Source organism: Chryseobacterium sp. CS2K3 (genome assembly GCF_059515185.1).
The window spans coordinates 83075-95440 of sequence record NZ_JCAKRW010000014.1 but is presented as its reverse complement, the minus strand read 5'-3'; the positions used below and the strand labels follow the sequence as shown (position 1 = coordinate 95440).

Below are 12366 nucleotides of genomic sequence, written 5' to 3'. Positions count from 1 at the left end.
AAGAGAAGAGCCTTTTGTAAATTTAACAAGATATAATTTGCATATGTCTTAGAATACACGAAGAAAATGATACTTATATAACTTTATGAAGAATGTCTATGTGGTTTAATAATTTTTACCAAATGTGCGAACTGTATAAAATTATTCGTGCATTTGTGGCATTAAAATAAACAGCATTCAATTTTATCGCAGATAAAATCCTTGCGCCTTAAATACAACAAAATAGAAAAATTTGCGTCTTAGCGTTTTCCAACAATTACTATAATAATTTTTACCACATAGGCGAACTGTATATAAACTATTCGTGTATTAGTGGCATTAAAATAAACAGCATTCAATTTTATCGCAGATAAAATCTTAGCGCCTTAAATACAACACAACAAAATAGAAAAATTTGCGTCTTAGCGTTTTCCAACAATTACTATATCATAAAGCCGAAATCACCTTCAACTTCTGTTTCATGTTTTCAGGAGTAAGCAATCCCTCATGATAATACAACAAATTCTGATTCTTATCTAAGAAAATCCACAATGGATAAACCGGCTGTTCCTTATTTTTAGATAATGCCAACGCCAATTCATGAATTCCGGAACCTCCATTAGACAAATACTCAAAATTCCGTCCCTGAAACCTAATTCTTTCCTTGGTCTTTTCCGCTTCAAAATTGATGAAGTAAAAATTTTCATTCAGCATCTTCACTAAAGCTTTATCTTTATTTAAATGAAAGGATTCAATTTTACAGACTGAGCACCAATCCGTATAAATATGAATAACAATAGGTTTTGAAAACTCCTTTTGTTGAAGCTCTAATTCCGAAAAAGTCCCTGTCTTCATCTGAGACAGACAAAAACAGGGCACAAACATTAAAAATAAAGCTAAAATTCTCATTTCAGTGTATATTTCACTCCCAAGAACCCTCGGATTCCTTGCATTGGAGCATAGCCATATGCAGTATCGAAAGTATAATGGTTGGGATTATTGATAGGATCATCAACATGTTTATCAAATGGATCAAAAGGTCTCATCAAGGGATCTTTAGGAGTAAAGTTGAATAAGTTTTTCACACCGCCATACACTTCAAAACCAGATTTGAAACTTTTTGACACCTGAATATTGGCAAGAGAATAAAACGGTGAATATTCTGGTCGGAAGTCGTTCGGTAGAACAGGAAGCCTCATCGGTCCATAAAACTGTCCGGTAAAATCTACGGTCAGATTGTGTGGAAATTTATACGTCAGATTATAAGTTCCACTCCATTTGGGAGCGTGCAGCTGCTGTGTTTTTTGATTTTCATTATCATACTTTTGATACACATCAAGGTAAGTTACTCCCAGATTAACACTTAGAGGAAACTGAAAAGTAAAATCTACATTCAGAGAAGCACCTCTGGAAATTCCGTATCCATGAAGGTTGTCATAGATAATTTTATTCGGATCAGAATCAAAATCACCAACAATTTTATTACTGAAATAAGTATAAAAAGCAGAAGCATCAAGATTCAGCATTCGGTTTCCTAGAGGAATTTTCCAGATATAATTCAGGTTTCCGTTCACTGATCTTTCCGGCTCCAGATTAGATTTTACAATCACTTCCCTTGAACCGGTTAAAGCCGCATGATCTTCTGTAAAAAGATTCACAACCCTGAACCCTGTTCCGAAATTGAAACGTAAAGTATGATAAGGATTTGGAGAGAATTTCCACGCTAATCTTGGAGAATGTACGGAATGATGTACCTTATCATAATCATAACGATAGCCGAGTAACAACGTATTCTTATCATTGATCTCCCATTGATCCTGAATAAACGCTCCCCAGATCGGAGATTTCATCGGTGCATTGGTGATCCCGTCAGAAGCCAGTGTTCCCGGAGTGTTGTCATCATAGAAAGTTCTTTTAAAAGTAAATCCGGCTGTGATATCGTGCTTCCCAAAACTTCTATCCCAATAGGTTTGTACAAAAGCTACTTTTTGAATAGCATTAAAAGGATTTGATCCGTAAAAAGAATTCTGATCATGATAATTATAGGAAAACTGGGTCACAATATGTTCCTTCATTGGCCATTCATATAACCCGAAAATTTCAGCTCTGTTTGTATAAATACTTTCGCCATATACCTCATCACTTCCACGATAAGATTTATTCCATTGCATTTCACCGCCAAAACGATCTTCATACAGATACCTCATTGCAAAACTCGCCTGTCTGTTTTCCTTTCTTTTAAAATTCCACTTATTAAAAACTGAAATTCTGCTTTGTAAAGTAGTATCTGTGAAATTATCTTTATTCTGATCTATTCTTTCTTTAAAGCTGAAATAATTTAAACTTAATAATGAAGCAGCATTCTTCCCAAGATTAAATTTTGTGGAAAGATCAATATTATTTTCAGCCCAGGAACTCGTCATCATATCTACACTCAATTTGGGAGCCGTCAACGCATTTTTGGTAATAATATTAATAACTCCACCCATTGCTTCCGAACCATAAATGGAAGACGCAGGACCTTTTACCACTTCTATCCTATCAACAAGGCTATTCGGAATACCACTCAATCCATATACCGTGGAAAGTGAGCTTACAATCGGCATCCCGTCAATAAGAATCATCGTATACGGACCTTCCAGCCCATTGATATGAATATCTCCGGTATTACAAACAGAGCAGTTCAGTTGAGGTTTTACCCCATTTACCATTCCTATGGCTTCAAAAATACTTGGTGTAGGATTTTTCTGAAAAAATTTCTGACTGTAGATCTCTATGGCTACCGGACTTTTTGATCTGCTCATCGGTTTTATGGTTCCCGTTACCACTACATCCTCAATAGTACTTGTCTTGATCTCTTTTTTGTAGACCCTTACAGAATCAGTATTTTTTGTTTGATTTAAACGCAAACTGTCCGTCTCTTGGGCAAAGCAATACGAAGATAAAAAAGTAATAGAAAATAATATTCGCTTCATGAAATTAAAATTGTTAGACAAATCTAACAATTATTTTTAACATACAAAACTTGTGAGATTTTTTTTGATTAAGCCAATTCATGAAAAATTATTAAATTTGAGAAACTACATATGAAAGTAAAATGAGATATCATCTAGCGGGAAATATCCCACAAAAAAGACATACAGTCTTTAAATCTCCGGAAGATAAGTTTTACTATGAACAGCTTTTCGGAACGGAAGGTTTTCACGGTATTTCTTCTCTGTTATACCATATTCACCGCCCTACGCAGATCAAATCCATCGGGGAGCCGAAAGATGTGACTCCAAAAATAGCGGTAGATAAAAACATTACTCCAAGAATGTTTAAGGGAATGAACGTAACTCCTGAGGACGATTTCATGGATAGCCGTAAGATCCTTTTGATGAACAACGACCTGAAAATGGGATTAGCAAAACCTAGAAAATCTATGGATTATTTCTACAAAAATGCTGAGTGTGATGAGCTTTTATTCGTTCATGAAGGAACAGGAATTTTAAAAACATTTGTAGGAGACCTTGAATTTGGAGTTGGTGATTATCTTATCATTCCAAGAGGAACTATTTATCAGGTAGAATTAACATCTGAAAATACAGTATTCTTTGTATTGGAAAGCCATTCTCCTATTTATACTCCCAAAAGATACAGAAATGAATTCGGGCAGCTTCTGGAACATTCTCCGTTCTGTGAAAGAGATATGATTGCTCCTGTTTTCAAAGAACCTGTGGACGAAAAAGGAGAATTTTTAATTAAAGTAAAGAAAGAAAACCAGATCACAGACTTTATTTATGCAACTCATCCGTTTGATGTTGTAGGCTGGGACGGATATTTCTATCCTTATAAATTCAATATCAAAAACTTTGAACCCATCACCGGAAGAATTCACCAGCCGCCACCGGTTCACCAGAATTTTGAAGCCCATAACTTTGTAGTATGTTCATTCTGCGCAAGAATGTACGATTACCACCCACAAGCTATTCCTGCACCTTACAATCACTCCAATATTGATTCCGATGAGGTATTGTTCTATACCGAAGGTGATTTTATGAGCCGTAACCACATTGATCTTATGGACTTTACTCTTCACCCGGGAGGAATTGTACACGGACCTCACCCAGGAGCAATGGAAAGAAGTATTGGTAAAAAGTTTACAGAAGAATATGCCGTAATGGTAGATCCTTTCCGTCCTTTAAAAATCACAGAAGAAGCATTAAAAGTGGAAGATCCGTCTTACAAAACTTCTTGGCTGGAATAAGATGTCCTTATCACGAAATATTCTTAATTGATTAATTTCAATCACAAAAGATGTAAACACTTAAGTTTCAAAAGTAAATAATGCATCTTTAAAAAGAGCACTTAAGTTAATATTTCTTCTAATGTGTACTTATATCCAGGATTTTTAAACTTACTTAAGTGAACTAAAGTGTTTAAAAAAAACGCTTTTGTGACTTTTATGGTTAAAAAACAGGATAGATTTATTTAATACTAAAGAGCTTACATAGTTTAGCAAAAAACTATTACTGAATACATACAAAAGACGCTTCAAATCCTTTATTTGAAGCGTCTTTTTTCGTAAATTTGTGAGGTATGGTTCACATATGACCATCATTATTTTTCATATCGCATCCTAAGTAATGGTGGTTTAATAAAAATCAATATTACATGTTAGAAAGAATCAGATTAGAAAGTCTACACGAAAAGGTAACTACGGCAGAAAACGCTGTAAAAATCATTAAAGACGGAATGACCATAGGGTCAAGCGGCTTTACAAAAGCAGGTGACAGCAAAGCAATTTTGCCGGCATTAGCAGAAAGAGGAAAAACAGAAGACCTTAAAGTCACTTTAATGACCGGAGCTTCATTAGGACACGGTACCGATGGAAAACTGGCAGAAGCTAACGTTCTGAAAAAAAGAATGCCTTTCCAGGTAGATCCTATCTTGAGGAACAAGATCAATAATGGTGAAATTCTTTTCATCGACCAGCATTTAAGTGAAAGTGCCGAGCTTCTTCATACCAAAAACCTTCAAAGCATTGATGTAGCAGTTATTGAAGCTACTTATATTGAAAGAGACGGAAGCATTGTTCCTACAACATCAGTAGGAAACTCTGTTACTTTTGCTGCTCTGGCTAAAAAAATCATCATTGAAATCAATACCGAAGTTCCGGAAGAAGTTTACGGAATTCACGATATTTATCAGGCTGAAGATTATCCTTACAGAAATGTTATCCCAATTGTTGCTCCATGGAACAAAATTGGTAGAAAAAGCATTCCCGTAGACCCTGATAAAATTGAGGCTATTGTTTTCACCAATCTTAAAGACAGCCCTGCAGACATTGCTGAGCCAGACGAGAAAACAACAGCTATCGCAAAACACCTTCTTGAATTCTTTGAAAATGAAGTTCGTTTAGGAAGACTTACAGACAGATTACTTCCACTTCAGGCGGGTATCGGTAAAGTTGCCAATGCAGTGCTTACAGGATTCAAGGATAGTAATTTCTATGATTTAACCATGTTCTCAGAAGTGCTTCAGGACAGTACATTTGATTTAATAGATTCAGGTAAACTAAGTTTTGCTTCTGCATCTTCAATCACTGTTTCCAAAGAATGCTACGAAAGAGTGCTTGGAAACCTTTCGAAATATAAAGAAAAGTTTGTTTTAAGACCACAGAATATTTCCAATACTCCGGGATTAATCCGAAGACTGGGAGTAATTGCCATCAATACAGCTATTGAATTCGATATCTACGGAAATGTAAACTCCACTCATATCGGAGGAACAAAGATCATGAACGGAATCGGTGGTTCCGGTGACTTTGCCAGAAACGCTTACTTAAGTATTTTTGTAACTCAGGCAGCTTCAAAAGGAAATAATATTTCACACGTTCTTCCAATGGTTTCACACACAGACCACACGGAGCATGATGTTGATATTTTAGTGACAGATGTAGGATTAGCCGACTTAAGAGGATTAGCACCAAGAGAAAGAGCTCAGAAAATCATTGATCATTGTGTTCATCCTGACTATAAAGAAGAATTACAATCATATTTTGACAGAGCCTGTGAAAAAGGCGGACACACTCCACACTTACTGGAAGAAGCCTTCAGCTGGCATTTACGTTTCTCAGAAACAGGAAGTATGAAACAGACAACAACGATGGAAGTTTCCAACTAAAATTTTACAAAGATCTAATATTAAGGACCGGATGTGATGCATTCGGTCTTTATTTTTTATTAAATTTATATGATTCATTAATATGATAAAAGTCTTTTAAGATCTCCTACCCTATTTGAAATAAATAGAAATATAAAAGTTATCTTTGAGAGAGGTTAGGTAGTTATGAATAAAAATCAGTCAGGAATTTTATAATAAAAAAGATAAAATATGCATAATTATATCAGCGCTGAAGAAGCAATGTATACCATAAAAAGCGGCAATCGTGTATTTTTCCATGGTAGTGCCTGTACTCCCAATTATCTTATTGATGAGCTTGCAAGACAGGCGCACAGATTGGAAAATGTAGAAATGGTTTCCATTACCCAGCAGGGAAATATAGAAATCGCGAAACCAGAATATAAAGATAAATTCTTCGTCAATTCCCTATTCGTTTCTACCCCGGTACGTGATGCTGTCAACTCAGACAGAGGTGACTTTGTACCCGTATTTTTAAGCGAAATCCCTATTCTATTCAGAAAGAATATACTCCCTCTTGATGTAGCTCTTATAACTGTTTCCCCACCGGACAGACACGGATTCTGCACATTGGGAACTTCAGTAGATATTGCAAGAGCAGCCGTAGATACGGCAAAAACCATCGTCGCAATGGTCAACCCAAGGATGCCCCGTACTCATGGAGACGGTATGATTCACATCAGCAGAATCCATAAACTGGTATGGCATGAGGAAGAACTTCATACCGTAGACTATGGCTCAAAAGTAGGTCCCGAAGAAATGCTGGTAGGTAAAAATGTAGCTGAGCTTATTGAAGACAAATCTACCCTTCAAATGGGTATCGGTACCATTCCTGATGCCGTGCTTCAATGTCTTCATAACCACAAAGATCTGGGAATTCATACTGAAATGCTGAGTGACGGAGTTATAGATCTGATTCAAAATGATGTCATTAATAATAAATACAAAGGTTACAACGACAACAAAACGATTACCAGTTTCTGCTTCGGAACCAGAAAATTATATGATTACGTAGATGATAATACGGTCTTTGCCTTCAGAGATGTAAGCGAGGTTAATTTCCCCATCAATATCATGAAGAATAAGAAAATGGTAGCTATCAATTCCGCCATTGAAATAGATCTTACGGGACAGGTTTGTGCCGACTCTATCGGAACCCTGCAATACAGTGGTATCGGCGGTCAAATGGACTTTATGAGAGGGGCTGCACTAAGTGATGATGGAAAACCTATCATTGCTATTACTTCAAGAACCAAAAAAGGAATTTCCAGAATTGTTCCTTATCTTAAACAGGGTGCTGGAGTGGTTACAACACGAGGACACATTCACTACGTTGTTACCGAATACGGAACCGCCTATTTATACGGAAAAAACCTCCGCCAGAGGGCACAGGAGCTTATCAGCATCGCACACCCTGATGATAGAGAAATGTTGGAAAGAGCTGCTTATGAAAGATTTAAACACTGATAATCAGTTCCTAACATTTAAAAAAAGGTATTTTTATTAATAATTTAAAAAAAGTTTTGACATTCAGGCTAAAAAACTTTAAAATTTTGGCAATATTTTTGATAAAACTCTTTCTAAAACGAGGAAATTGAAGACTATATATAATTCGATACGAGAGGAAGTTGTAAAGCATTCGAAGGTAAGGAATTCTGTTTTGGGGAATATGAATGAATGGAAGAGAAGCCATTATATTATTCTTTCCGAAATCATTAAAGATGAACTATCTGAAGCTGAAGAACTTAAAGGAGGCAGAAAATTTGAAATCGGCACCACCATTTCTCATGTTACCCTACAGCGTTTCTTTGAAAACGACTACCAGGACAAAACGCACAGTGATTTAAGATTTTTAAAAACTCTTGACAAAATATGCATTTTTTTAGGTTATAAAGATCTGAATGACTATATCCTTTCCGTAAGACAAAAAAAAGAAAATCATGAAGAAACTGATAGCCAGTCATTTCTGACACAAATGGTTTATGATTATTGTTCTATAGCATTTGAATTCTGCAAACAGTTTCCAACGCATAATATGGATATTTTCAAAGATTTTATATTTGATGATTCTCCTTTTTTGGAAAGAGTATCACAATTCAGTAAAGAACTGTGTGACAAAGACTTCCATTTGGTAACAAAAAACAACCGTTCCAATTACGAAGTTTTTGATATTCGTATTGTTACCGATGAACCTGACAAAAAAATCCTGGAAACTCAGGAGTTCTGGAATCTTTTATTTAAAGTAGGAGAAACCGGAGAGGAACATTTTGTGAACCAGCTTAGTACACAGATTTATTTTATTAAAAAAATAGATGATACCTGGAAGATCTGGGACAATTATAATCCGGATGCCGGAACGCTCAACAGAAAGATAGAAACACTATAAATAAGAAAGCCGCAGATGACCTCTGCGGCTTTCATGTTCGAAATATTTTTTTCTCCACTTGTTTTTTGTATTACAAATGTACTCTGCTCATTTTAAACTTAGGAAACTTAAATATACTTAAGTGTACTTTTCTTGGACTTTATGTTAAATATATTCAACGATTCGGCAGTATTATTTTCGCCATGTCTAAGATTTTTGTAATTTGCATACCAATAAAATAAAAGTAAAAGAGAAAATATGTCAACACTTACATTTGCCGAGAAAATTGCTCAAGCAGAAAATTTCTTACCGATTAACGGTACGGATTATATTGAGTTTTATGTAGGAAATGCAAAACAGGCTGCTCATTATTATAAGACCGCTTTCGGTTTTCAGTCTGTAGCTTATGCTGGTCCTGAAACAGGAGTAAGAGACCGCGCATCTTATGTGCTTCAACAAGGAAAAATCAGATTAGTACTTACAACAGGGCTTAATTCTGACTCTCCTATCAATGAACACGTAAAAAAACATGGTGACGGAGTAAAAATCTTAGCACTTTGGGTAGATGACGCTTACGCAGCATTTGAAGAGACTACAAAAAGAGGTGGAAAACCATACTTAGAGCCTGTAACGTTAACTGATGAGCATGGTGAAGTAAGAATGTCCGGGATCTATACTTATGGAGAAACGGTTCACATGTTTGTTGAAAGAAAAAACTATAACGGAGCTTTCATGCCAGGATATGAAAAGTGGGAAAGTGCTTATAATCCTGAGGAAGCAGGTTTATTATATGTAGATCACTGTGTAGGAAATGTAGACTGGAACAGAATGATCCCTACTGTTGAATGGTATGAAAAAGTAATGGGATTTGTAAATATTCTTTCTTTTGATGATAAGCAAATTAATACAGAATACTCTGCATTGATGTCTAAAGTAATGTCAAATGGAAACGGATATGCAAAATTCCCGATCAACGAACCTGCAGAAGGTAAAAAGAAGTCTCAGGTAGAAGAATACCTTGATTTCTACGAAGGTGAAGGAGTACAGCACATTGCTGTTGCTACAAGAGATATCATTCATACCGTAAGTGAGCTTAAAAAACGAGGCGTAGAATTCCTTTCTGCTCCACCTGAAGCTTATTATGACATGGTTCCTGAAAGAGTAGGTCATATTGATGAAGATCTTAAAAAATTACAGGAGTTAGGTATACTTATTGATCATGATGAAGAAGGATATCTTTTACAGATCTTTACTAAACCTGTAGAAGACCGTCCTACTCTATTCTTCGAAATCATTGAAAGACATGGTGCACAGAGTTTTGGTGCCGGAAACTTCAAGGCTTTATTCGAAGCATTAGAAAGAGAACAAGAAAGAAGAGGTAATCTTTAATTTTACATACAATATTAAGTTTTGTCAGGATATTAATTCTGGCAAAACTTTTTTATAAAACACAGCATATGAGAAAATTTTTAATCGGAATATTATTCTTAGGAACTACTTTAGGGGTAAAAGCTCAATATGGAACTTTGAATGCTATTCTCGACAAACTTGAAGCCAGAAAAGGTATCAATCAAAATCTTGAAAATGTAAACATTGACAATAAAAAGTTTGTTTTCATTAAAGATGAAGCAGATCATACGGAAAGAGATTTTATTGTAATCAAAGGGAATAATGCTACTTATGTAGAAGTCTTCGATGACAAAGCTACAGGAGAGAGCAGTTCCAATGTATTCACCGGTGATATTGTAAGAAAGAAGAATATCGTTTCTTTAAGAGCAGATGTGTTAGAAGGCAAAAAAATCCCAATGCCGGTAACCAAAACATTATTGTTGACTAAACAGGACAATATCCTCTACCTCATCGATGTCAATACCAGAGACCGATGGATTGATGAAGAATCCTATTCCAAGAAGAAATAAAAAAACGAGAAATAATCCTCGTTTTTTTTATTATTCTTTTTCTTTTGTCTTCGTAAAGCCTTTTAATATATCATAGTTTTGAAGAAAATACTTCAGGTCATCATTTTTATCTAGCCCCAGTTTTTGTTTCAGTCTGTATTTAGTCATTCTCACTGCCATAGGGCTGGATTTTAAAATATTTGATATCTGCTGATTATCCATATTAAGATAAATATAGGAAGCATATCTCAAATCCTGATTGGTAAGCTTTGTTACTGATATTTCCTGAAGGCGTTTAAAAAAATCCGGGTGTACATCCTGTACAATTTTCTGCATTACATTAAAATCATGATCAATAAACTGTTCTTCTTTTAATGCACGGCTGAGATTACTGTTTTTCTCATCTTTAGCTTTCTCTTTAATTTCATTAATAAAAGAGTTTTTCTGATCCAGCTGTAGAGAAGTTGCCATCGCATGCTTCTGAAGCTGTTCCTGCTGAAGAGCAAGCAATTCCTGTTCTGCCTTTAGACGTTCCTGTTCTTTCTGAGTTAATTGCAGCAATAAATTAGCTTCATTTTTCTCACTTTCCAGCATATCGATCTTTTGTCTGCTGAGTCTTTGTCTGTAACGCAACATATAAAACAGGAAGATTACCCCAATAATGGCAAGTAAAATGATACATAAATAAAGAAACTTATATTTATTATACATCTTATCTCTCTCTTCGAGCTGTTTGATCTGATTATCTTTCTTTTCGGTTTCATAGAACAATTCCAGAGATTTGGTACTGTTCTCATACTTTTCCTGATAACCCTGTTTTTCAAAATTTCTTGCCTCTTTTAAATACTTCAACGCTTTTTCGGGCTGGTGTAATCTTTCATAAAAACCGGCAAACCTTTCTAAGAAAGAGACAATTTTAATCGTAGAAAATTCATTACTGTTGGCTACTTTACTTTTAGGAATCAATGCATATGCTTTAAGAAAATACTCTTCAGCCGTTTTATCATTGTTTTGCCTTTCATATAGCAGACCCAAATTATTATACGTTGCACATCTTAATTCTTTAAAAGAATCATCACCTTCCGTTAATGCTAACATTTTATCATAAAGCCTTAAAATGCTCGATATATTTTCAGGATTTTCATCTGTAAGACCGTTAATATTTAAATAGTAGGTAAGTAAAGCTCTTTTTTGAGCCGTTTTATCTTTTATATTTGTAAGATGAGGATACCCTTTCTGAAGGTAAATCATTGCTGAATCATGATATTTTTTAGAATCAGGACCATCCACTGCAAGATGTTGATACGCATAATAAGCACAAACATTATTCGAACTTTGAAAAATCAAAAAATCATTTTTAGATTTTAAAGCATAATTGTATGCAGACATACAATCCTGTCTGGTGCGTTTATCATCTCTATTTAACTGATTTTTTGACGCATATAAAAACTTATTGGTATAGAGAATACTAAGAATAAAATTCTCCTGTGGAGATTTAATAAATGTATTGATACTTTCATTAACTGCTTTCATGAAAAGATCATTTTTTTCAAGGTAAGCATAATACAAAGCATAGCCATAATTTACATATGCCATATCAATTGCTTTTTTTGTTTTCAGCGCAATTTTTTTTGCATTCTCCAGAGCTTCTATTTTCTTACCTTCATCCCCTGGCTTTTCATAGCATCGGGATAAATATGCATAGCCGATCACTTTTCGGGAGTCATTATCTGATTTTACCAGTCTGGATTCGGCGATTTCTTTAGCTTTTTCGAAATTTTTAGAAAATATTAAAAGGCATAATTGATGCTGATCCTCATCCAAATCACTTTGTGCAAAGCCAAAACATGGAAAAAGAAATAGAATTAGAAATAAAAGCGACTTATTCAATTTGATTCGTTTAAATGGTTAGATAATAAATATAGAAAATTATCCTTA

The 12366-nt window shown here is 34.9% G+C and carries 9 protein-coding genes; 6 read left to right on the top strand and 3 right to left on the bottom strand.

The genetic code is table 11. The features are described 5' to 3' along the window. Positions 1–426: 426 nt before the first annotated feature. Positions 427–888: a thioredoxin fold domain-containing protein gene (locus AC5YGG_RS19200; protein ID WP_496146036.1), complete on the bottom strand. Its 462-nt coding sequence runs from the start codon at positions 886–888 to the stop codon at positions 427–429. Then, positions 885–2954 carry a TonB-dependent receptor plug domain-containing protein gene (locus AC5YGG_RS19195; protein WP_496146035.1) on the bottom strand — a complete coding sequence of 690 codons (2070 nt, stop codon included), beginning with the start codon at positions 2952–2954 and terminating at the stop codon, positions 885–887. Before AC5YGG_RS19195 ends, AC5YGG_RS19200 begins: the two co-directional genes overlap by 4 nt. A gap of 122 nt (positions 2955–3076) precedes the next feature. Here AC5YGG_RS19195 and AC5YGG_RS19190 point away from each other — a divergent pair, with 122 nt between their 5' ends. The 6 genes from AC5YGG_RS19190 to AC5YGG_RS19165 all read left to right on the top strand — a co-directional run bounded on the left by AC5YGG_RS19190 (position 3077) and on the right by AC5YGG_RS19165 (position 10449). After that, positions 3077–4228: a homogentisate 1,2-dioxygenase gene (locus AC5YGG_RS19190; RefSeq protein ID WP_496146034.1), complete on the top strand. Its 1152-nt coding sequence runs from the start codon at positions 3077–3079 to the stop codon at positions 4226–4228. A 407-nt stretch (positions 4229–4635) separates the two neighbouring features. Then, the gene (gene scpC, locus AC5YGG_RS19185) at positions 4636–6147 is read left to right on the top strand and encodes a succinyl-CoA:acetate CoA-transferase ScpC (protein WP_496146033.1); all 1512 of its coding nucleotides are present in this window, start codon (positions 4636–4638) and stop codon (positions 6145–6147) included. 210 nt (positions 6148–6357) lie between these two features. After that, on the top strand, positions 6358–7632 hold the full coding sequence (locus AC5YGG_RS19180) for an acetyl-CoA hydrolase/transferase family protein (protein ID WP_496146032.1): 1275 nt from the start codon (positions 6358–6360) through the stop codon (positions 7630–7632). Positions 7633–7759: 127 nt separating this feature from the next. Next, positions 7760–8551, top strand: coding sequence for a hypothetical protein (locus tag AC5YGG_RS19175; RefSeq protein ID WP_496146031.1), 792 nt, complete (start codon positions 7760–7762; stop codon positions 8549–8551). A 237-nt stretch (positions 8552–8788) separates the two neighbouring features. Next, positions 8789–9919 (top strand): 4-hydroxyphenylpyruvate dioxygenase, encoded by a 1131-nt coding sequence (gene hppD / locus AC5YGG_RS19170; RefSeq protein ID WP_496146030.1) that lies wholly within the window; start codon positions 8789–8791, stop codon positions 9917–9919. A gap of 68 nt (positions 9920–9987) precedes the next feature. Continuing rightward, complete coding sequence (locus AC5YGG_RS19165; protein WP_496146029.1) at positions 9988–10449, top strand: hypothetical protein; 462 nt, start codon at positions 9988–9990, stop codon at positions 10447–10449. A 30-nt stretch (positions 10450–10479) separates the two neighbouring features. Here the strand turns inward: AC5YGG_RS19165 and AC5YGG_RS19160 are convergent, their stop codons facing one another. Further along, positions 10480–12318: a tetratricopeptide repeat protein gene (locus tag AC5YGG_RS19160; protein WP_496146028.1), complete on the bottom strand. Its 1839-nt coding sequence runs from the start codon at positions 12316–12318 to the stop codon at positions 10480–10482. Positions 12319–12366 lie beyond the last annotated feature (48 nt).

Bases quoted from the DNA above. Each gene is read 5' to 3' on its own strand.
- AC5YGG_RS19190 (WP_496146034.1), top strand. From the start codon at position 3,077: ATGAGATATCATCTAGCGGGAAATATCCCACAAAAAAGACATACAGTC.
- AC5YGG_RS19200 (WP_496146036.1), bottom strand. From the start codon at position 888: ATGAGAATTTTAGCTTTATTTTTAATGTTTGTGCCCTGTTTTTGTCTG.
- AC5YGG_RS19195 (WP_496146035.1), bottom strand. From the start codon at position 2,954: ATGAAGCGAATATTATTTTCTATTACTTTTTTATCTTCGTATTGCTTT.
- AC5YGG_RS19180 (WP_496146032.1), top strand. From the start codon at position 6,358: ATGCATAATTATATCAGCGCTGAAGAAGCAATGTATACCATAAAAAGC.
- scpC (WP_496146033.1), top strand. From the start codon at position 4,636: ATGTTAGAAAGAATCAGATTAGAAAGTCTACACGAAAAGGTAACTACG.
- AC5YGG_RS19165 (WP_496146029.1), top strand. From the start codon at position 9,988: ATGAGAAAATTTTTAATCGGAATATTATTCTTAGGAACTACTTTAGGG.
- hppD (WP_496146030.1), top strand. From the start codon at position 8,789: ATGTCAACACTTACATTTGCCGAGAAAATTGCTCAAGCAGAAAATTTC.